General features: G+C 58.7%; 17 protein-coding genes and 1 pseudogene. 13 read left to right on the top strand and 5 right to left on the bottom strand.

The genetic code is table 11. From position 1 onward, the window contains the following. Positions 1 to 19: 19 nt before the first annotated feature. The 5 genes from tssA to A6D6_RS12720 form a co-directional block, all read right to left on the bottom strand. Positions 20 to 1,063, bottom strand: a complete 1,044-nt coding sequence (gene tssA / locus A6D6_RS12740; RefSeq protein ID WP_133490769.1) for a type VI secretion system protein TssA — start codon at positions 1,061 to 1,063, stop codon at positions 20 to 22. Between the two features lie 31 nt (positions 1,064 to 1,094). Next, on the bottom strand, positions 1,095 to 1,886 hold the full coding sequence (icmH, locus tag A6D6_RS12735; RefSeq protein WP_159660933.1) for a type IVB secretion system protein IcmH/DotU: 792 nt from the start codon (positions 1,884 to 1,886) through the stop codon (positions 1,095 to 1,097). Further along, entirely contained in the window at positions 1,883 to 3,211 is a 1,329-nt protein-coding gene (gene tssK / locus A6D6_RS12730; protein WP_133490771.1) for a type VI secretion system baseplate subunit TssK, read from the bottom strand. The genes icmH and tssK overlap by 4 nt, the downstream gene beginning before the upstream one ends. Before the next feature lie 151 nt (positions 3,212 to 3,362). Next, positions 3,363 to 3,956 (bottom strand): type VI secretion system lipoprotein TssJ, encoded by a 594-nt coding sequence (tssJ, locus tag A6D6_RS12725; RefSeq protein WP_236564100.1) that lies wholly within the window; start codon positions 3,954 to 3,956, stop codon positions 3,363 to 3,365. 153 nt (positions 3,957 to 4,109) lie between these two features. Then, positions 4,110 to 4,535, bottom strand: a complete 426-nt coding sequence (locus A6D6_RS12720; protein WP_159660932.1) for a hypothetical protein — start codon at positions 4,533 to 4,535, stop codon at positions 4,110 to 4,112. On the opposite strand from A6D6_RS12720, the gene A6D6_RS12715 reads away from it, so the two are divergent. From A6D6_RS12715 to A6D6_RS12655, 13 genes and pseudogenes are all read left to right on the top strand, one after another. Next, positions 4,534 to 5,070, top strand: coding sequence for a tetratricopeptide repeat protein (locus A6D6_RS12715; protein ID WP_159660931.1), 537 nt, complete (start codon positions 4,534 to 4,536; stop codon positions 5,068 to 5,070). The two genes, A6D6_RS12720 and A6D6_RS12715, sit on opposite strands and share 2 nt — an antisense overlap. A gap of 35 nt (positions 5,071 to 5,105) precedes the next feature. Beyond that, positions 5,106 to 5,621, top strand: a complete 516-nt coding sequence (gene tssB, locus A6D6_RS12710) for a type VI secretion system contractile sheath small subunit (protein WP_133490773.1) — start codon at positions 5,106 to 5,108, stop codon at positions 5,619 to 5,621. Between the two features lie 5 nt (positions 5,622 to 5,626). After that, entirely contained in the window at positions 5,627 to 7,117 is a 1,491-nt protein-coding gene (gene tssC, locus A6D6_RS12705; RefSeq protein WP_133490774.1) for a type VI secretion system contractile sheath large subunit, read from the top strand. Between the two features lie 123 nt (positions 7,118 to 7,240). Continuing rightward, the gene (locus tag A6D6_RS12700; protein WP_133490775.1) at positions 7,241 to 7,732 is read left to right on the top strand and encodes an Hcp family type VI secretion system effector; all 492 of its coding nucleotides are present in this window, start codon (positions 7,241 to 7,243) and stop codon (positions 7,730 to 7,732) included. A 117-nt stretch (positions 7,733 to 7,849) separates the two neighbouring features. Continuing rightward, a complete protein-coding gene (gene tssE, locus A6D6_RS12695; RefSeq protein WP_133490776.1) occupies positions 7,850 to 8,359 on the top strand; it encodes a type VI secretion system baseplate subunit TssE in 510 nt (169 codons plus the stop codon). 2 nt (positions 8,360 to 8,361) lie between these two features. Next, on the top strand, positions 8,362 to 10,197 hold the full coding sequence (tssF, locus tag A6D6_RS12690) for a type VI secretion system baseplate subunit TssF (protein WP_133490777.1): 1,836 nt from the start codon (positions 8,362 to 8,364) through the stop codon (positions 10,195 to 10,197). Further along, positions 10,161 to 11,255 (top strand): type VI secretion system baseplate subunit TssG, encoded by a 1,095-nt coding sequence (gene tssG / locus A6D6_RS12685; protein WP_133490778.1) that lies wholly within the window; start codon positions 10,161 to 10,163, stop codon positions 11,253 to 11,255. The genes tssF and tssG overlap by 37 nt, the downstream gene beginning before the upstream one ends. A 39-nt stretch (positions 11,256 to 11,294) precedes the next feature. Then, complete coding sequence (tssH, locus tag A6D6_RS12680; protein WP_159660930.1) at positions 11,295 to 14,000, top strand: type VI secretion system ATPase TssH; 2,706 nt, start codon at positions 11,295 to 11,297, stop codon at positions 13,998 to 14,000. After that, the gene (locus tag A6D6_RS12675) at positions 13,997 to 14,347 is read left to right on the top strand and encodes a hypothetical protein (RefSeq protein WP_133490780.1); all 351 of its coding nucleotides are present in this window, start codon (positions 13,997 to 13,999) and stop codon (positions 14,345 to 14,347) included. Before tssH ends, A6D6_RS12675 begins: the two co-directional genes overlap by 4 nt. Positions 14,348 to 14,412: 65 nt before the next feature. Next, on the top strand, positions 14,413 to 17,445 hold the full coding sequence (locus A6D6_RS12670) for a type VI secretion system Vgr family protein (RefSeq protein ID WP_159660929.1): 3,033 nt from the start codon (positions 14,413 to 14,415) through the stop codon (positions 17,443 to 17,445). Between the two features lie 88 nt (positions 17,446 to 17,533). Then, positions 17,534 to 18,421 (top strand): DUF4123 domain-containing protein, encoded by an 888-nt coding sequence (locus tag A6D6_RS12665; RefSeq protein WP_159660928.1) that lies wholly within the window; start codon positions 17,534 to 17,536, stop codon positions 18,419 to 18,421. After that, a complete protein-coding gene (locus A6D6_RS12660) occupies positions 18,418 to 21,255 on the top strand; it encodes a T6SS effector BTH_I2691 family protein (RefSeq protein ID WP_159660927.1) in 2,838 nt (945 codons plus the stop codon). The genes A6D6_RS12665 and A6D6_RS12660 overlap by 4 nt, the downstream gene beginning before the upstream one ends. A 355-nt stretch (positions 21,256 to 21,610) precedes the next feature. Continuing rightward, a pseudogene (locus tag A6D6_RS12655) lies at positions 21,611 to 21,839 on the top strand (DUF6708 domain-containing protein); the annotation flags it as partial.

The following is a 21,839-nucleotide window of genomic DNA, read 5'->3' as shown; positions in this document are numbered from 1 at the left end:
CCACGCTCGGAGAGCGGGGTCAGTTCATATCCTGATCCCGCTCCACATCCAGTAATTCTTCCACCTGCGACAGGATACTGTCGTCCTTGATCACTGTTTTCAGCCATTGATGCAGAGGCATCTCGCCCCACCGGGCGGCGCGTTCGGCCAGGTAGGCCACCGGGCTATGGGGCTCTGTGCGGCGAAAAAAGGCCGCTACCTCACGCAGCTGTTCCAGTGCCTGTTGGCGTGTTTGGATCGGACCACCGTGATTGGCCGCCGGTGAGTCGGAGATAATTGGCGGATTGGGGTCGCCGGAGCCGTTGTCGGTGTCTTCGCCCGGAACTTCCACATTAGCATCCCGGGCAAAGCGCCGGGCGGTCTGGCTCAGCAACGTCAGCAGATCCTCGGCCGCGCTGAAACTGGGACCATCCACGCCCAGATGTCGGTCCACCGCATCCCGCAGTTCGCGTAGCGCGGCACCGCAGTCAGGAATTTCCTCAAGCAGACGCCGGTAGTAATCCGGTGAGGTGTCCCGCCGAGCGGCTTGCAACTGATCCTGGTCTGGATGGTCGCCAGCCTCCTGCTCGGTATTTTCCGACCGGGAGAACACCGTCTCGAAATCGTTGAGCCCGAAGCGTCCCTGCGGCGCGTTCACCAGGGGTAGAGTACGCAGCCATTGCTGTGACTGGGTCAGCAGCCAGACCAGATTGCCCACTCGTTCTTCCGCGTCGCCCTGGTCCATCATCGGGTATACGGTGTCCCAATAGTGATCGCAGAAGTAAGCGATCAAGCGATAGCCGCCAGCCAGGCCGGCAAAACCATGCAATTGGGTGTTGGCCTCCGCCAGCCAGGAGGCTACCCGCAAATCCTTGGTGCGATTCCGCAGTAACTCTCGGCATTGTTTGGCCGCCCCGGGCCAATCCGCGTATTTAATATCGGTGACCCAATCCCCTTGATCCAGGGTGGGATCGTCAGCGCGCCGGGCTTCCTGAATGGCATCGAACTCCATCGAAAAAGACAGATCGTCACCGGCGGGGGCGTCGTCTCGAATTGGGCTGATCAAATCTTGCCAATGATCCATAACGGGGCACGACTCCGTGGCGTTCGCCGCGTCAAGGCAGCGTGATGGTGATGTGCGCGGTGCGTTCCGGCATTTGCACGATGTCCTGGTAAGCCGCCAGGCTGGTTTCGGTCTGTTGATTTAGTGTCAGGCGCAGACCCAAAAACGCCAGTACCGCGAAGCCGGCGAGGAACATCAATGGCAACCAGAGCGGCACCACCCGGCGCAGGGTATGACGGACGTTGTCCGGTGGCGCCCAGTGCGGAGCGAAGCCGTTGCGCTGCCCTTTCAAATAGGCGATCTCATCGCCGAGACGGGCAATCAGGTAGCCCAGCTTTTCAGTGCCGTCGAGCCGGTATTTGCCTTCGAATCCCAGCAGCAGGCAATAGTGGTACACCTCGAGCGAGGCCAATCTGGGCGCGCCTTGGGCACGTAAGTCTTCCAGATAGTCAAAGAAGTGCTGCCCCGCCAGATGGTCGCCGAACAGACGCAGCTGTAACGGATGGCGCTCCCATTCATCGCGGAGGGCGCCCGGCTGTGACAGAATGACTTCATCCACCGCCGCGCAGAAGGCGTATTTGGCGGCATAGATATCCTCGGAGGCGATGCCGCTCTTCATCGCGCTGCGTTCCACCCCCTCCAGAAAACTCTGAATCTCGCTGGCAAAGGTTTCCGCATGATTCGGTAGCTGACCTCGTTTCAGCAGGACCAGCAAATAGAAACCGTCGAACATCATATCCAGCAGGCGGCCGCCGGCGGCGGTATCACGTGGCACGCTACTGGTGTCCGCGGTGGCGGCGCCGGTCAGGGAAGGGCGAGCGGAGAGAGAAGGGCCTTCGGTCATGACGTCACCGCGATCAATTCAAGTTTCAGATCCTGTACCCCGGTAGGCACATAGACCATCACCGATTGCCCCTTCAGCATTCGCTCATACAGCGGCCCGCGGGGCTCCAGAGAAAAATAATAGCTGCCGGGACGGACCGGAATGGCGGCGGGAATCTGGTTGGCATGGATCAGTTTGACGCCCGGCATGGCGGCCAGAACACACTTCTCCACATCGTCCGGTGCCCCTACCTTGAACCGGACAGGTACCGTTTCCACCAGCTCCTGGCCGGGCATATCCGCGGCGACGCCCAGATAGAGCGCGGTCTGGGCATCAATTCGCTGCGAATCCAGCATGCCACGATGGTAAGACGGTTTGATTTCCGTCAGCGGGATGGCGAAGTGGCGGGTGGAAATCACTGTATCGAGCAGGTCCCGCACCAAATGGAACAGCGCCGCGAACGCTTCATCAGGAGCCTCGTGGCGATATTGGGGAAGATCCGCCAGACCATGTTGTGTGGAATACGTCAGCAGATTCCCGGCCAAGCGCAGTAACTCCTGATAGAGCCGCTCCGGATGAAACTTGGGCTGAGCGAAGAAATGCGACAAGGTGGCATAGGCGGTGTTCGCGGTATGCAACAGCCAGAATGACGCCACGTCCGAAGAGCGAAACTCGATCAGGCCCTGGGAGGCCTGACGTTGCTGGTTACCGAGAGCCTCGGATTTGGCCTGCAAGGCGTCCAACAGACCACGCAGCTGACGAGTGAGATAATCGGACGCATCCAGATGGAGACACGGTGGCATGAAAGTGTCGTCCAGCTCGAACCCACCAGTAGAGATGCGCTTGACCCGTAACAAAGGCACGGTCAGATAACGGTCGCGCGGAGTGTCATCGGTGAGCAACCGCACGGACTTTTTCAAATAGGTCAGTTCAGCCTGGGCGGAATCAGTATACAAATCGGCGGTGCCCAGCAATGCCTGCGTGAAGCGGGCGTTGCCACCATCGTCATTGCAGTTGCCACCATGCTCCTTGAGCAGCGGCAGCGCCAGATGGATTACCGTGCTGGATACACCCGCGGGGAGTTCTTCAAGGCGCAGAGGATCGGGCAGAGCGTCGGCATCGGGTGCCTGGTAGATTTCGCCGTCGGGGAACACCAGAGACAGTTCCAGAAGACGAACCGCGCCACTTTCAAGCGCGCGCGGATCCAGGCGGATTTGGCGGATACCCCAGGGATAGGGGTGCAGGCTTTGCGCGACGTGATGAAGACGCGCCTCGTGGTAAGTGTCCTGACGTTGAAAATGCTGTGGACGGAGGAACAGACCTTCCCCCCAAAGCACTTTCGACATGCGGCTGACATGCGACACAGTATCGTCCCTTGATATCAATCCGGCTCCGCGCGGTTAGCGTCGAGCTTTGTCCTTAATCGATTGTCCGCGCAAGACTACCGGCCCCTTTCGGGTGATGCAATGGATAATGGAATCCGCGCCTGCCGTGGTTTCAGCGCGGTAACGCGGGGCATCTCACGGCCACCAGACTGGTCGGGTCACCAGTGGGCGTCCGGATCAGACCGGTACCATCGCTGGTTACCGCGCAGGCGTGAAAGCCCAGGGTAAGCCCGGTTTTTATGACCGGCTTTTCGGTAACATCGAAAGCAAAGCGCCAGCGCTCCCTCGCCGGAGAGCGGAACAGGGCCACAACGCCGATCGTCTTCGCTTGCTCCGGTACACGGGCCTCAATCACGTGATGAGCGCCGGGCGTCAAAACCACTTCGCTGACGCTAATCAAATCATTGCGCAAGGCACGGGCCTCGGCATCGTCATCGAGAAAATCCTGCAATGACGCCTCATAAAAACGTTGGGTTTCGCGCAAATGATAAATTCGTACCACCAGAGAATAGGCCTGATGCCCCGTGCCGGCATTCAGATTGTCTCCACCGTAGAGGCGAACGGGAATAACCGTATCCTTTGGGGTGCCGGAGCCAAGCAGAGCGCAGCTTTGCAGCGATAATAGCAAAGCGCCAAAAAAAATTATTTTCGTGAACTGGTTCAAAAAAATGAAGCGGCGCGGGTTGGAGCGGCGCATCGTATCCATACGTAAAAAGTCCTGCTTTTGTCCTGAGGAGGCCGTACTTCGATGGCACGCACTTTAGCAGTTTAGTTCTGCCCGGCCCAGTCCAATCCCGACCTTGAGGTGGCGGCAAACGGCGGCGGAATATGGCCTCGCTTGACAGGTCGGACATGCTCACTATACTCGGCCGAATTGGCCATGCTGTTGTTTTTCGTCACAAAGCTGACATTCGTGCGCGTTAGTATGAACATGCTTGAGTGACTTTGAACGGCGGTAACCACCGATCGAGCGGGGAAGCGCATCACGTTTGTGAAGATCGGAAGGCCTCTCAATGAGAGCAGGGATGACACAGCGCGGGATGTCCAGGGATTGGATCAACACATCATTTTCCTTTTCCCCTGAATCCACATCACTTAAGCGCTTCAGCGCTGATTCGCCGTTCCCCTGTCGCTCTTTGATTATGGTTCGTCCGTTTGCCGCCAAGGCGGTCGCGGGCGGAAAACATAACCTTAGAAGATAAATAGAGATGGTATTGAACAGGGAACGCCTAATACGTCTTGTCACGGTAGCGGTCATGCTCGCCACGCTGAGCGCTTGCAGCATGATGTCCGGTCGTAAGTCCGCGGAATACGGCGAGCAGATGGGGCGCGCGGAAGGCGCGCTGAGCAACGAGAAAGTGGACGCCGCCTTGATGTCGTTCGCCAATGCCGCCAAAGCCGACCCGACTCGCAAGGAGCCCTGGGTCCGTATCGCCCAGATTCAGTTTGACCGTAATAACTACGCCCACGCCATTGTTGCCGCTGAAGAAGCCCTGCAGCGGGACGCCCGCGATCTTATCGCGGAAGGCATCCTGACCCTGAGTGGTTTGCGCATCGCCAGCCAGTCGCTGCAGCGACTCGGTGAGCGGGACGCATTGGGATCCGAAACCGCGCGTCGCGAAGCGCGGGCGCTGGCGGAGACATTGAAAACCGCTATTGGCGAGGAGCCGGTGGTTGACGACGAGGACGATAACCGCAGTGCCCGTGTCAGTCGTCCCGCGCCGCGCCCGAAACCCCGTGTCAGCGCGCCGCCGAAGACAAGCACCACGGTCAGCAAACGCAGTGCCAACGATCCGTTCAGTGGTATTGGCGGTGATTGAGTCCCGCCCCGTCGATTCAGCCAGGAGATAGCTCCATGTCCAAGAAGGATAGCACTCAAAAACGTCTTCAGAAGGTACGTCCACCGCGAGTACAGCTCACCTATGACGTGGAGAAGGGCGATGCCATAGAACAGAAGGAACTGCCCTTTGTCGTTGGTGTACTAGGCGACTTCAGTGGCAACCCGGAAGAGCCACAGCCGAAGGTAAAGGACCGCAAATTCGTCAATGTGGATATGGATAACTTTGACGAAGTAATGGAAGGCATGACGCCTCGGGCGGTGTACCGGGTGCCGAACAAGCTGACCGAAGAGGGCGGCGAGTTCGGGGTCGAATTGAAGTTCAAGTCCATGGAGGACTTCCGTCCCGAAGCGGTGGTTGAACAGGTGGAGCCACTGCGCCGCCTGTTGGAATCACGCACGAAACTGGCGGACCTGCGCAATAAACTGATCGGCAACGAAAAGCTGGAAGATCTGCTTTCCGACGTGCTGAAAAACACCGAGCAACTCAAGGCGCTGCGAGAAGATAGCGGTGCCGACGACGATCAGGAGTGATGACCATGGGCAAAGAGGTGGCAAGCGCCAACGAGGCGGGAACGGTAACCGAGACCGAGGGCCTTCTCGACCAGATCGTCGAAGAGAGCCGGGTGGCGAAATCCGATGAGGAGCATCGCCGGGCCAAGGATATTATCTCCGAACTGGCGAAAGAGGTAATGGAAGGCACCGTGGTGGTGTCGGACAACCTCAATATGACCCTGGATGCGCGAATCGCCGAGCTGGACCGTCTGATTTCCGAACAATTGAGCGCCGTGATGCACGCTCCGGAATTCCAGGACCTGGAGAGCACATGGCGCGGCCTGCACTATCTTTGCGAGCATACCTCCACCGGTTCGATGATGAAGATCAAGGCGTTCAACGCCAAGAAGCAGGATCTGATCCGGGACTTCAACTCCGCCATCGATTTCGATCAAAGCGCGCTGTTCAAGAAAGTCTATGAAGAGGAATTCGGCACCTTCGGGGGCGCCCCGTTCGGAACCCTGATCGGTGATTACGCCATTGGCCGGCAACCTCAGGACATGTACTTCGTGGAGCAGATGTCCCACGTGGCCGCGGCTGCCCATGCGCCGTTCATCACCGCCGCCTCGGAAGACATGCTGGGATTGGAGAGCTTCACCGATCTTGGCAAACCTCGCGATCTCGCCAAAGTGTTCGACACCGTGGAATACGCCAAGTGGCGCTCTTTCCGTGATGGGGAAGACAGTCGTTACGTGGGGTTGACGCTGCCGCGGTTCCTCGGCCGTTTGCCCTACAATCCGAAAGATGGCACCACCGTCGAAGGCTTCAACTTCGTGGAGGAGGTGGACGGGGCGGACCACGGCAAGTATCTGTGGTGTAACACCGCCTACGCCATGGCCGCCCGACTCACCGCCGCATTCGAGGACTTCGGCTGGTGCGCCGCCATTCGTGGCGTTGAAGGGGGCGGTCTGGTTGAGGACCTGCCAACCCATACTTTCCGTACCGATGATGGCGAGGTGGCGCTCAAGTGCCCCACTGAAGTGGCGATTACCGATCGCCGCGAGAAGGAATTGAGCGATCTCGGGTTTATCCCGCTGGTGCATTGCAAGAACACGGACTATGCCGCGTTCTTCGGCGCCCAGTCGGCGCAGAAGCCCAAGAAGTACAACACCGACGCCGCCAATGCCAACGCCATTCTTTCCGCGCAGCTTCAATACATGTTCGCCGTCTCCCGCATCGCCCACTATCTCAAGGCGATGATGAGAGAGAAGATCGGCAGCTTCGCCTCCGCGGGCAATGTGGAAGAATTTCTTAACCGCTGGATTTCCCAGTACGTGCTCCTTGACGACAACGCCACTCAGGAAGCCAAAGCCCAGTATCCGCTGCGCGAAGCATCCATCCAGGTCTCGGAAGTGCCCGGCAAGCCGGGTTCCTACAGGGCAGTCGCGTTCATCAGGCCGCATTTTCAGCTTGATGAACTGTCTGTATCGCTGCGGCTGGTGGCGGAGCTCCCGGCTTCCGCTAAAAAGTCATAGCGATTTTACGGGGTTCGGCGTGGCGGGGTGTCGCTGCCGGACCGATTAAACCGTTGCCAAAGAAGGGGCAACAAAGATGGGCGGCATGGCGTCGTCTAGACCGCATGAAGGAAGGAACTTGACATGCAACATGCATTCTTAAACATCGATTCCATTAAAGGCGAATCCAGTGACGATAAACATCCAGGATGGATCGAGATTCAATCGTTTTCGCAGGATGTCCTGCAACCGCGCGCTCCTACCGCTTCCAGTTCTGGTGGTCAGACCGCGGAACGGGTTAGCTTTGGCCCGATCGAAGTGGTGAAGTCCATTGACCTGTCCAGCACCGTGCTGAGCCAGGCGTGCTCCAACGGGACCACTTTCGCCAAGGCCGAGATCGATTTCATGCGTGCCGACAAAGACGGCAACGCCATCAACTACTACAAGATCGAACTCAAGAACGTTCTTGTACACCGGGTGACCACCACCATCGGTGAAGATGGCATGCCTCAGGAAGTCGTGCTGCTCAGCTTCGCCGCGATCCGCTGGACTTACAACCAGCAGAAACCGGAAGGTGGCATTGGCGGCAAGACCATGGGCCAGTGGAACCTCAACAAAAACGCTCCTCAATTCTGATGAGCGGCGATGGCGCCCGGTCGGGCGCCATCGCACTTTTGTCCGCACCGAACCAGGGAATGGGCGGTGAGACTGGCGCAATCCCGATAATGTCATGAAGTCAGGGCGAAAAAGGGGATGAGCGTGAAACGATGGGATAAAGGACTTGAGCCCAGTCTGCTCGACAAGCTGTTTGATGATGCACCGAAGCAGCCGGGCGACCAGAATATCTTTAAAGCCTCTTCCTTGGGGCAATACAAGGAAACCGTGGCCAGAGACCTGGAAGGTCTGCTGAATAGCCGCATGGCCTTGTCGGAAACGCTGTTCGAGGCTTTTCCACAATGCCGAAAATCCCTGATGGTCTACGGGCTGCGGGATTTTTCCGCCATGAGCCTGGTGAACGCCTATGACCGTGCGTTGATTTGCCGGTCCCTGGAGGATGCGATTTCCCGCCACGAACCCCGACTGCACGATGTCACCGTCAGCCTGGACGAAGGCAATGCGCCAGGTGGTGGACTGCATTTTACTATTCACGCGTTGCTGGATATTCGTCCAGCGCGGGAGCCGGTGAGCTTTGACGCGATGCTTCAGCCCTCCACGCTGCAGTACTCGGTAAGCGGGCTCCGCCGTAACGCCAGGGCATCCTGAACATGCGTGATTTGCTGCCGTACTACGAACGGGAACTCGGCTTCCTGCGCCGCTATGGCAAGGAGTTCGCCGAGCGCTACCCCAAGATCGCCAGCCGCCTGCTGTTGTCAGCGGACGTTAGCGAAGATCCCCATGTGGAGCGGCTGATTGAGTCGTTCGCACTATTGAGCGCGCGCATCTCGAAAAAGCTTGATGACGATTTTCCGGAGTTCACCGATGCGCTTCTGGAAGTGTTATATCCGCATTACCTGCGTCCATTCCCGTCTTGCTCGATTGCCCGCTTTGACATGGGCAATGCTTTATCCACGCTCAGCGAGCCACTGCGGATTCCGCGAGGCACGGCACTGCGATCACGACCGGTAAGAGGTGTGAACTGCCGGTTTCGCACCGCCTATGACGTGACGCTGGTGCCGATCGTGCTGACCGAGGCGACCTACCGTCCGGTGATGCGGGCCCCGATGGCGATGGGAGGCGTTGGCGCCGGGCAGGCGCAGCTCTCTCTGAGATTCGAGCTGGCCTCCACGCAGCTGTCGTTCGCCACGTTGGGCGTGGACACGGTAAGACTGTTCACCGACGGTGAGCCGTCTTTTTGCGCCGTACTGCGCGACGCGCTGGCTTACGGTATCGGCGCCACCTACGTGGAACCGGATGACAGCGGACGGTGGCTGGCGTTGGACCAGACACCAATACAGCAGGTCGGGTTCGACGACGAGGAATCCCTGATCGACTACCCGAGCCGATCCCACCCAGCCTACCGTCTGCTGACTGAGTTGTTCGCGTTTCCGGAGAAGTTCGGCTTCTTCGATCTTGATATAAAGTCACTCTCGGCCATGGCATCCGGCAGCTTTACCGTGCATTTCGCCTTGAACGCGCCACATACCGACGGTGAGCAGCAGCAGTTGCTTGAAGGGCTCACCAGGGACAATGTGCTTCTCGGATGTTCGCCGGTTGTCAATCTGTTCCGCCAGCGGGGCGAACCGGTCCATGTGCATGAGCGCCAGGCCAGCTATCCGGTGGTCGCCGATGCCCGCAATGCCTTCGCTCACGAAATTTACTCCATTGATACGGTGAAGCGGGTCAGGCAAACACCATTGGGCGAGGACATTCAGACGTTCCGGCCATTCTACTCATTGCATCATGGTGAGGATGCCGGAGGGGACGGGCTGTACTGGATGGCCAGACGGGATGAGGAATTGGCGGAGCAGAGCCCTGGCTACGAAACCGAGATCACCTTTGTGGACTTGCGCTTCAACCCGGCGGTGCCGAAAACGGACGTGGTGGGGCTGGACCTCACCTGTACCAATCGGGATCTGCCCAGCCATCTGGCTTACGGCGTCAGCGGCGGTGACCTGACCATGGAGACCGATACCTCGGTCAAAAGCATCACGATGTTGCGCAAGCCCACTCGTCCACGCCGATTCACGGGCGGCAGAAACGCGCATTGGCGGCTGATTTCCCATTTGTCCCTCAATCACCTGTCGATCACCGGCAGCGGTCTGCCGGCACTGAAAGAGATGCTCTCGCTGTATGACTTATCTTCGGCCGCGGTAGCGCGGCGCCAGATTGAGGGGTTGGTGGAGGTGCAGCACCGTCCCGTCACCAGCTGGTTGCCGGGCCGGCCTTTTGCCGCGGTGGCAAGAGGGGTGGAAATCAATTTGACCATCGATGAAAGCAGTTTCGTCGGCACCGGGCTGTCGGCTTTCGTGGCCGCCCTGGACCGTTTTTTCGGTCTCTATGTCCATGCCAACAGCTTTACTCAATTGAATATTGTTTCCCGTCAAAGCAATGAGGTACTGATTCAATGCCCACCCCGAAGCGGCGAATCGACGCTGGTGTAGCCCAGCAGCTGCTCAGTGAGCCTCACCGCTTTGGTTTCTTCCAGTCGGTGCGGATCATCGAACAGCTCTTCAAGCGCCAAACGCGCAGTGCGGATGACGATGCGGTGGCCCGCCACATGCGCTTCGATAGCAGCCTGTCCCTGGGCTTTCCCGCCAGTGAGCTTGAAAAGCTGGAAGCCTGGTCGGAAGAGGGCGAACGGCTCGACCGGCCCGGGGCGGTGGATTACACCCTGACCATGGAGAAGCTCGGAAAGGTTCATCTGACGCCGAGTTTCATGGGGCTGCTTGGCGTCAAGGGCGCCTTGCCCTGGCACTATGGTGAATGGCTGCATGAACGGGAGATCTTTCAGCGAGACCGGGCGGCGCGGGCCTTTCTCGATATCTTCACTAACCGGGCCGTGGCGCTGCATTACGGGGCCTGGAAGAAATACCGCCTGGCGATTCAGTATGAATTGGATCAGCGTGAGCGGTTCCTGCCATTGCTGCTGTCACTGGCGGGCGTGGGCGTCACCGGGCTGCGAGACCGCTTGGGCGAAGCGCCGGGAGCGATTCCGGATCAGGCGGTGGCCTTCCACGCGGCCACCGTGGGGCAGCGGCCGGTGGCCGCGGTGCAGATGCAGCGGTTGCTGACCGATTATTTTCAGGTACCGATCAAGGTGGAGCAGTTCGTGGGCGCTTGGTATGACATCCCAGAGCAGCAGCGCACCCGCCTGGGTTCGGGTAACGCCCGGCTTGGCACCAGCGCCGTCGCCGGAGAGCGAGTCTGGCAGCGGGATCTCAGGATGCGGTTGGTGGTGGGCCCTCTGGCGAAGGGAGGTTTCGATGACTTTCTGCCTGGTGGCGAGGCCGCCCAGGCTCTGGAAAAGTGGTTGACCATGCTGACCGGTGCCAGCCTCGAGTATGAAGTCCGCCTGGTATTGAAAGCGGATGAGATCAGTGGGTGCCAGTTGGGCGATCCGGAGCAGGGGGGGCGTCTTGGCTGGGACGGCTTCCTGTCCACCCGCCCGGGTGCGGGCATCCGGGCGGATACCACCTACGGTATCCATACACTTCAATGAAGGACGCAACGATGACCGGCAAGGAGCGTAAGCCGCGCGATGAGCATTAATCTGAAAACCCTGATCAGCAAACTCAACGACCGGTGCCGGCAGGCAGCGGAAAGGGCCGCCAGTCTGTGCATGGCCGCGGGGCACTATGAGGTCGATCTGGAACACCTTTTCGTGGCGTTGCTGGAGCACCCCCGGAGCGATCTGGTGTTGGTGGCTCGCCGCAGCGGCATAGCACCGGAGGCTCTGGAACGGGATCTTCGCGTGGAAATGGAAAGACTGAAAACCGGCAACCAACGCACCCCGGTATTTTCACCGCATCTACCGTCCCTGTTCGAACACGCCTGGCTGTTGGCCTCGCTGGATTCCGGCACCACCCGTATTCGCAGCGGACACCTGTTGTTGGCGTTGTTGACCGAGCCGGACCTGTCCCGTCTGGCACAGCGCAGTTCCGCGCTGTTCACCCGATTTGATCTGGACCAGTTGAAGCACGATTTCGACAAGATGACCGAAGGCTCGGAGGAAGGTCATCGTGACGCGCCGCTGACCGAAGAGGCTCCCGGTGGCGAGGAAGGCGAGGACAAGGCGCTTGGCAAGACACCGGCTCTGGATCAGTTCACCCAGAATCTCACTGACCGGGCCCGGGACGGCGCCATTGACCCGGTCATCGGCCGTGACGGGGAAATCCGCCAGTTGGTGGACATCCTGATGCGCCGGCGTCAGAACAACCCGATCCTCACCGGTGAGGCCGGAGTGGGCAAAACCGCGGTGGTGGAAGGACTGGCGCTGCGGATCGCCGCGGACGATGTGCCGGAACCATTGAAAGGCGTGGCGCTGCATGTGCTTGATATGGGCCTGTTGCAAGCCGGTGCCAGCGTCAAAGGCGAATTCGAGAACCGGCTCAAGACGGTTATCGACGAGGTCAAGAAGAGCGCTCACCCGATCATCCTCTTTATCGATGAAGCCCATACCCTGATCGGCGCGGGCGGTCAGGCCGGCCAGAACGATGCCGCCAATCTGCTGAAGCCGGCGCTCGCCCGAGGCGAGCTGCGAACCATCGCCGCCACCACCTGGAGCGAATACAAGCGCTACTTCGAGAAAGACGCGGCGCTGGCCCGGCGTTTCCAGGTAGTGAAAGTGGATGAGCCCGGTGAGGACCTGGCCGCCGCCATGTTGCGCGCCATGGTTCCCTTGATGGAGCAGCATTTCGGCGTGCGAATCCTCGACGAAGCCGTTACCGAGGCGGTGAGATTGTCCCATCGTTATATCAGCGGCCGGCAGCTTCCCGATAAAGCGGTATCGGTATTGGACACCGCCTGCGCCAAGGTGGCTCTGGGGCAGGGGGCTACCCCGGCCGCCATCGAGGACGCCGACAAGTATCTTCAACGTCTGGAGCAGGAAATCGCGGCTCTGTCCCGGGACGAGCAGGCCGGGGCGTCCCACGGAGAACGTCTGTCGGATCTGGAAAGCCGACGAACGGAGACACAGGAGCGCATCGCCACCCTGCGGGAACGTCTCGACCGCGAAGTGGCGTTGGTACAGAACATCCAGCAGCTCCGGGATGGTCGGGAGGCGGCGACCTCTGATCAGACCGATCCCGATCATGGTATTCCCGAACTGCTATCCCGGCTGAGAGAGGTGCAAGGGGAGTCGCCCATGGTGCCCTTGCAGACCGATGGATCGGTGGTGGCGGAGATTGTTTCCAACTGGACCGGGATTCCCCTGGGTCGCATGGTCAAGGATGAGATCGCGACCATTTCCAATCTGTCGGGCCTGCTGACCGAGCGTGTTACGGGACAACAGCATGCCCTGGACGCCATCGCGCAACGGGTGCGTACCGCCACGGCGCGTTTGGAAGATCCCAACAAACCCAGAGGCGTGTTTCTGTTCGTCGGCCCTTCCGGCGTGGGTAAAACCGAAACCGCGCTGGCACTGGCCGATATCCTTTATGGTGGCGAGCGTAAGCTGATCACCATCAATATGAGCGAGTATCAGGAAGCGCATACGGTTTCCGGCCTCAAGGGCTCTCCGCCTGGTTATGTCGGGTACGGCGAGGGCGGGGTGCTTACCGAAGCGGTGCGCCGTAACCCCTATAGCGTGGTGTTGCTGGATGAAGTGGAAAAAGCGCATCCGGACGTACTGGAGATGTTCTTCCAGGTTTTCGATAAAGGTGTGATGGATGATGCCGAAGGGCGCGAGATTGATTTTCGCAACACCTTGATCATCCTCACTTCCAATGTGGGCTCCTCGCAGATCATGCAATCCTGTCTGAACCAGGAGGCGCAACAAGTGCCGGATCCGGAGGCGCTGCACGAGCTGTTGCGACCCGCCCTTTATAAGGCCTTTAAACCGGCTTTCCTGGGGCGCCTCAAAGTCGTCCCTTATTACCCGATCAGCGATGATGTTCTGATCCGTATTATCGAGATGAAGCTGAATCGTATCGCGGGGCGGGTAGCGGAGAACCATGGCGCCTTGTTTGAATGGGACGAAGCGTTGGCGGAATCCGTTCTGGCCCGTTGCACCGAGGTGGACAGCGGGGCCCGCAACGTCGATCACATTCTCAACGGCACTCTTTTGCCCGAAATTGCCGAGTCGGTCCTCGCCGCCATGGCCGAGGGCGCTAAAATTGCCGGTATCCGGGTAACCGCGGATGACAACGGTGATTTTCAGTACACGGTAACTCCCGAAGGGGTGGCGCCGTTAACCGGAGCAGAGTCTCCACAAGTTTTGTCTTTTCATCACAGGAGTGAATCATGACCGTCTACGGAGTGGATCAGGAAAAAGCCATTGCCAATTGCGACTCGGGCCCCAGTGTTGGCCGGAAAAGACCGTTGGATGAAGTGCGCCGCTGGCATCGTGTGGCCCCGGGCCATGTGGTCGAGTTACTGGTTGACTCGCCGATTGAACAGCGCCACCAGGCCAGGCAACTACTTGGCATGATGGAACACATGCCCTGGCGGATCCAAGCGCCGGCTCAAGCGCAGGATCGGGCCGGGCGGCTGGTCAGTGACGTAAGATTGATTGTGTTGACGATCGCCGGCCGAAACCACCAGCTGCACTGCTCGGAGTCGCCTTCGCTTCAACTGGAGCGGATCTCGGCGTAGCCGGAATCGAACAGCGCCGTCGAGCGCTCAGTGGGGTAACCGGCTAATCGAGAAGGACCGCTGACATGGATGTGATCGCCAATCTGATGAGTGCATTGTCCGCACCGGGGCAAGGAGCCCGCATATTGCAGCTCCACACTCCATTGGGGCCGGACGTGCTGGTGCCGGAAAGCTGGCACGGTGTGGAAGCGGTTTCCGGCGCTGGCGTATCAGCCGGGGCCGGGTTTCGCTTTGATATCACCGCGCTTTCGGTGGACGCTCGCCTGCGGGCGGAGGATGTGTTCGGGCAGCCGGTATTGCTCACCTTGCTCACCGCCGATTCCCGTACGAACCGCCGGCCTTTTCACGGCCATGTTACCCATTTCGAGTACCTGGAGAGTAATGGCGGGCTGGCGCGCTATGCCCTGGTACTGGAACCGTGGACCGTCTTTCTGCGGCAGTGGGTGGACAGTCATGTCTATCAGGACATGACGATCATGGAGATCATCGACACGCTGTTCGGACGATTGGCGGCCCGCGGCGGCGTGGTGGTGCCCCGCTGGCGCTGGGATTTGGCGGACAACGCGCTTTACCTCAGGCACAGCCTCGGTGCGCAACTGGAAGAGGACGGTCTGGATTTCATGACCCGAATCCTGTCGGAGCAGGGTCTGTTCTTCTGGTTCGAGCATCAGGACATCGAGGAAGAGGATCAGGCCGCGCCAGCGAAAGCCGGCGAGTTCCAGGTGGCGGGCGGCCATACGCTGGTTATCGCTGATTACAACAGTGCCTTCTCGGATATCGGCGGAGTCCGCTATCACCGCAGTGATGTCACTGAACAGGAAGACGCTATCCAGCAATGGCGCCCGGGACGCAGCGCCCACGCCGCCGGTATCCGCCGGGCCACCTGGGATTACCGGTCGCTGAAAACATTGTCCTCGCAGCAGAACAGCGCCGACATGGCGTGGTCGGGAGCGGAGGATGATGACAGCCCCACGGCCTATGCCTGGCACAATCAGGCGGAAACCGAATGGCGCGGCCGCCGTTACATCGAAGTTCTGGAAGCCGCTGGCAAGCGGGTGGAGGGGAATGGAACCTGGCGGCGCCTGCGTCCCGGTGGGCAATTCCAGCTTCATCAGCATCCCGGATATGAAGAGGAGGCTTCTTTTCTCTGCCTGGCGGTGACCCACGATGCCCGCAATAATTTGAGCTCGAACCTAATGGCGCAGGCCAATCAGCGGTTCGAGACGCCATCGCCTTGCTTTCCCGCCGCGCCCGAGCATCTCGGCGACGGCCCGTTACCGTCTCTGGATAGCGCACCAGAGACTGATTTCTACCGCAATGGTTTCGTCGCTTTGCAAGTGGATACGCCTTTTCGTCCCCTGGATAGCGCATCACGGCATAGCCAGGGCCGGGTTCGCGGCCGGGGCCTGCACAGTGCCGTGGTGACCGCGGACAACACTTCGGTGCATACCGACCGCGACCACCGCATCAAGATGCAATACCCCTGGCAACGGGGCGAGAGCTCCAGCAGCGGGGAACCACACCCGGAAAGTACCCTCGACAGTGGCACGGATAACGCTCCCGCCACCGGCGGCTCCTGGACCTGGGTGCGCACCCTGACCCCCTGGGCCGGCGAGGATTGGGGCGGCGTCGCCGTGCCCCGGACCGGACAGGAAAGCCTTACCCTGTTCCTGGAAGGCCAGCCGGAAAGGCCAATCGCCATCGGCACCGTATACAACGGCCAGGGCAACGACGAGGCGCAGCATAATCAGGTTGGCGGCGGCCATGCCCACGCCACCGGCAACGCCGCGCCCTGGTTCAGCGGAAACGATCACAAGGCGGTCTACACCGGCCTGAAGAGCCAGGCGCTATCCGCCAGTCAGCAAGGCAACAGCGGCCACCAGTGGCTGTTGATGGATAGCACAGAGGGGCAGGCGCGTACGGAAGCCGGCAGCACCCAACACCAAAGCCGACTGAGCCTGGGTCACCTGAAAGCGGGCAATGACAACCGGCGGCAAGGAGAAAGAGGCTTTGGCGCCGACCTGAATACGGCTTCCAGCGCCGCGCTTCGGGCCGGACAAGGCGTCCTGCTCAGCACGGAGGCGGGGCAATGGCAAATGAGTACCGATGGCGCTCAGGCGCGGCTGCAAGGCAATGCGGATCTGCTGAAAACACTCAACGACGCCGCGCGCAACCAGAATGCAGGGCAGGCGGACGAAGCCGATGAATTGCCTTCCCAGCGCTCATTGAGCGGGGTACTGAAGACGCTGAAAGGCACCCAGTCTGGCTCCGGCGGAGAGCAGGGCGGTGCCGGCTCCCCACCAGGCTGGCCCCGCCCGCTGATCGTCGCCACCAGCCCGGACGGGCTGGCCAGCGTCACCCAGCAGGGACAAACCTGGGTGGCGGGCACCACCACCACGCTGGTCAGCGGCGCGGACATCAACTGGATGAGCAAGAACAGCACGGTCATGACCGTGAGCGGCGGACTGAGCCTCTACAACAACGGTGCCTCGCCAGCCAGCGGCAAACCCAACCAGGAAAGCGGCATTCAACTGCACGCCGCCCAAGGCAAAGTCAGCGCCCGGGCCCCGAAGCAGCCCTTCACCCTCGCCGCCGCCCAGGACGTCGCCCTGGCCAGCACCAACAGCCAGGCCATCCTGGCCGCCCCCAACCAACCCCTCCTGCTCGCCTCCGGCGGCGCCTACCTCAAACTCGATGGCGGCAACATCGAGCTGGGGGCGCCTGGCGGCGTGCATCTGCAGGCGGCGATGAAACAGTTTGTCGGGCCCGGTTCGGGGAGCGCTCAGGCGCCGATGTTGAGTGGTGGTGATCTTGACATCTGTGATGTCAACCTGGAAGACGCGGACAGGAGTGGAAGCTGGACTGTCGCACTTGGTGCAATGGGCGCTGGAGCAGAACAGAAGGTGGGAGCCTACGACGAGGCGTTTCAGTTAACTGACCAGCAAACAGGCGAACCTCTGGTGAAGGTGCATTACCGTATCGTCAGGGCAGATGGCACGGCTGAAGAGGGGACGACCAATGAACAGGGAATGACCCATGTCGTAAATACAGACGTGCCGGAAGAACTGATCATTGAAATTGAAGATCTCGAGGCTTGAGTAATTTAATAACGGGTCAAGCCATGGATCAATCTTGGGCTCTAGCCCTGCCGGGATCGATAATGGAAAGGCCGAAACGGTTTAAATTATGAATGGCAATCAGGTCGTGATTCGGCGCCAGATGGATGAAATGCGACTCGACGAGCTGGTCGGCGCAGTTATTAACCCGATTCAGGTTCCTGCTGAAGCCTTGAAGGGATTAAAGCCGATGCCCTTGGCTCCTCGGTCATTGTCTTTGCAGGCGCAGCGACTGCCGCAACTGGTATGGTTCGATGATATTCCAGATCTGCTGCGCGGGACGTTGCCAAAACGCATCGAATATTGGAGGCACAAAGGAGTGACGTTGCTTTCCGCATTAGTGGATACAACGGCTAGCGTTGATGCCGTTACACGCCATCTCCAAGATCTGTTTTTTGCGCCTGCCTCTGAAGATGGGACTGTTGCTTTGCGCCGATTTTATGACCCAAGAGTCTTCTTGCACCTCCCCTGGATACTGGATCGCCGCCAAATGATGTCCGTAATGGGGCCGATCAATGTATGGGCCTGGCCGGATGGGGGCGGGGGCTGGCAATATCATAAGAATGACGAAAGGTTCGCTTTATTCAAGCCAACCGCCACCCGATTGAATTTTAGCCAAAAACAGAAAGTGACACTGTCACGACTCCCTTTGATAAATCAAGTATCAGAAGCGCTGTCTGCTTCCATGCCTGATTTCGATCAAAATGCCGCCTTCTTTCGAAGCGTGGATCAACTTCTGGCAGAGGCGAAAGAAAAGGGAATCGTGGATGACCGGGACTGTCGGTTGTATGTGACTCAGGCGTTCCAATTCGGTCCGGACATTCATAAGCATCCCGACATGGAAGCGTGCTGTATCAAGGCGACATCAAGCACTATCTCTTATGTTGAGGCCTGCTCTGATCTTAGCGATGAGATGCTGGCTCACTACGCGGTTGAAGGGAAAAGGAAGGTTCTATGACATCAGCACAGGATGGAAAGTGCCCATTTTGCAAGAAACAAGGACTGCCGATACTACCCTTGCGTTACGCGGTGGCTCGTGACGATCATGAAAGCGGTCCTTATGATCCAGCCGTCCCTGAGGTTTCGGGCCCCTTTGGTGCCGATGTACAGAGCGTTCCTCTCCCTGAAGGGCAACATTACACCTTGCGCTTGCTCAGACCAGGGTATCTATACGTCTTTAATGAGGTGAGAGGGAGCTGGAACGGATATCAGGTGACCGAGAACGGATACCTATTTCCTTTCGTTACTGAATTGATACACAGCTCCCTTCAAAGTATGGATCCCGAATCCCCGGAAGGCATCGATGTGCATTTGATCCCGCCAACCGAAGAGAAAGAGTTTTCCTGTACTCGGGAACCCAGCCATGCACATCTGGCTCGTTGCATAATGATTCCCAACGCTGATCAGGCAGATGCCATCTACATGGTTTTCTCCGACGTTGCCTGGACGAAGCGAACCTGGCATGCCTATGCCAATGATGTGGACGGGCGGCGCAGTCGTATGCGGCGAATTTCCTTGGCTGGCTGGAAGGGCGGTAGCCAACCGCATATGCAGGAAATCCTGGAGGGACTTGTAAGCCAGACTGCCGAGTCACATTATCCCTGGCAGCCGCCCAGTTCACCTAAGCCGGTCGCCAAATCGGCTTCCGGTGAAAGAATCGCGACGATGGATACCATGCGCGTTTTTCCGTGTAGTGCTCTTGAGCATTCCATACAAGAGGTTCACGGTCTGCGCGAACAAGTAGCGGGCTTAACGCAATGGGCGCGGGAGCAGGCCGAGTCGTCAGGTATGTCCCCGGCCATCGTCGCTCTGGAGGACCCGGTTGGCATCACCACCGATCTGGCCGGGCTATTACGGGCCAAATTCAAATCGTTTCTAGAGAGAGAGGATATTAAGCGACCGATTACCATAGCGTCGACGCTAAACGGATTACAGGAAGCATTGGAGAATCAGGCTGAGCTTAACCGGATCCAGGGGGCAAAAGCGGTTGCGGTCGAAAGCATCTCGCCCTGGTATGACTTGCCCATTATGGCGACAAACAATACAGAAGCCGTTATAGAGCAATCCAACCAGGAAGAAGTCATGCGCAAATGGCACGAGCGCAAACTAGAGCAGGATCGAGCCTATCGCATTGAATGGGAAGAGAAAGTTCGAGTAGCGGAGTCGGAGGCCATTGCCGAACTCACCGCCGCTGATCTTGACCAGGCCAGACGCAACGCCTGGGGGAAGTATGGGGAGATGCTTAAAGAAGGGCAACCTGATGAATGGCTGGAACAGACTTATAAGCCCGCTCTTGAGACGTTTGACCAGAACCAGCTGGCGCCCCTGGCCCAGGCCCACGCGACCTGGATGGAGAGCAGTAAGTTATTGGGCTACTTCGACGACCGCTACGACGCTGAGCGTATGGAGGATGGCCAGGCCTTTGCGGACACCCTGTTACTGTGCTTGCAGGACACGCAGCAATACGATGCTTGCCAGGCACTCTACGAGCGTTGGCTGTCAGCGGAATCCATACAGCGAGAGAATCTTCTGCTCAGAGCCATGGTGTTCAACCAGACGGCCATTCTGGAACAGGTAAACCAGGAAGCAAACCGGGGCTTGTCTGTGTCCGATCTGAAGAAACTGCCCTGGGATAAATTGATCACGGCCTATGAAAAGGCTATGGAAGAACTTTCCGATGCCGGGCAGAGCGCTGCGGCGCGGGTGGTCGCCGCGCTGATGGGGCCGGTGATTAAAGTCCTGGACATCGTCATGGACAAGGGCGTGGGGCCGCTCTTGATTTCCTTGGGGCTGGTTGGCAAAACCCCGGTGGTTTACAGCCGCGTCTCGGGCACCTTGGCGGAAGCGTTGGATGACTTCGTCCGACAACTTCACCAGCTGAACCCGGCCTTTGCTGATATGGATCAACAGCTACTGAAAGACCGGATCGAGGTGAAATCCAGAGGAAGCAGACGTATCACACACGACCGCGCACCCGGTGGGCGAGTACTTGAGCAACGTGTTCAGATCGCGGCGGATCGCCTGCAACTGGCGGCGGTGGAAGGTGATCTGTCCGAACGCATGCGGGCCAATGCGGCCGCCGATGCGGTTGTGGATATCGACGATTGGAACAAAAGCCCCATGTCCAGATGGCAAACCCTGACCAGCGGGGACGTGCGAACCGGGATTGTCGGTGTCCTGCTTGGATTCTGGTCCATGAAACAGCAGGGGGAGGCCATGGATAAAGCGGTCTACGAGGATCAACAGGTAGAGTCCACGTGGCGATTCGGCGCGGCGGTAGCGGGGGTGACCGAGGCTGTGGCCGGAACGGTTCATAGGATGCTGGCCGGTGCTGAAATAGCCGGCGCCTGGACAGCTAGATTCGTGGGCAGTGCTGTGAAAAAAGTGCTCTTTGGGATTACTAAGGCATTTGGGTTGGCCGCGGCACTTGTTTCTGGTGTGTGGGATTTCATAAAGGGGTGGAACGAACTAGGTAAGGAAAATATGGGGATGGCCGCCCTATACTTTTTTTCCTCGGGGGCAACAATAGGCTCGTTTATGGCATTTAATGGTGTTTTCGGAGCAACGATTGTGGGGTTAAGTGCCACTACAGTAGGGATAATTCTGGCAGGCGTAGTCTTGGTGGCTGCGGTGCTAATACTGATTTTCCAGAATGATGACCTCCAGGACTGGTTGGAGCGATGCTACTTCGGTGGCTTGGGACGAGGCGGCAAGCCTGAAGACGATGCTCGCATGAATACCTTGGAGGAAGAAATCACTGCTTTGAATTCATTGTTGGAAGTCGAGGCCTAGAATGCTATCTGATTATACGGGGCTGGGCAGAAATGCCTATAAAGTGAATCGCCCTCTCGAGCAGGAAGAGAAAACGAGTCGGCTGTCAAGAGACCGACGCTGGACGGATGAACCTCCCAACGATGAAGCATTACTGATCAAAATCAACAGCACCTACTTGGAGATGGTGGATCGCTGGTATTGGCAAAAAGGGCAGATTCAAGTCTTCACCCTAACGGCATTTCTTATGCTCGTTGGGTTTTCAGTTGCGTTACTGTTCTTTCCTCAAGGAAGTGGTAGAGGGCTAGGTCGGTGGGCCTTCGATATCTTCTTTTCTCTTCTTTTCTTAGGCTTGGCCTGGGCCATTTGGAAAGGCATGAGAATGGAGATCTTTGCCTACACCCATTACCCGATACGTCTGAACAGAAAGAACCGAATGGTGTACGCCTTCCGCACTGACGGTACGGTGATTCGCGCGCCCTGGGATGACCTGTTTCTGCATATCGGGGAAGGGACCGTACCGACGGTGGGCACCACCTACGATATCCGCGCCCATGTGCTTGATGACGATGGCGTCACGGTAAAAGACACCTTTACTCTGGCGT

It is taken from the genome of Alcanivorax xiamenensis (assembly GCF_009846745.1).
Lineage (GTDB): Bacteria > Pseudomonadota > Gammaproteobacteria > Pseudomonadales > Alcanivoracaceae > Alloalcanivorax > Alloalcanivorax xiamenensis.
The sequence above is the reverse complement of the archived record's forward strand: the minus strand, read 5'-3'. Positions and strand labels throughout refer to the sequence as shown.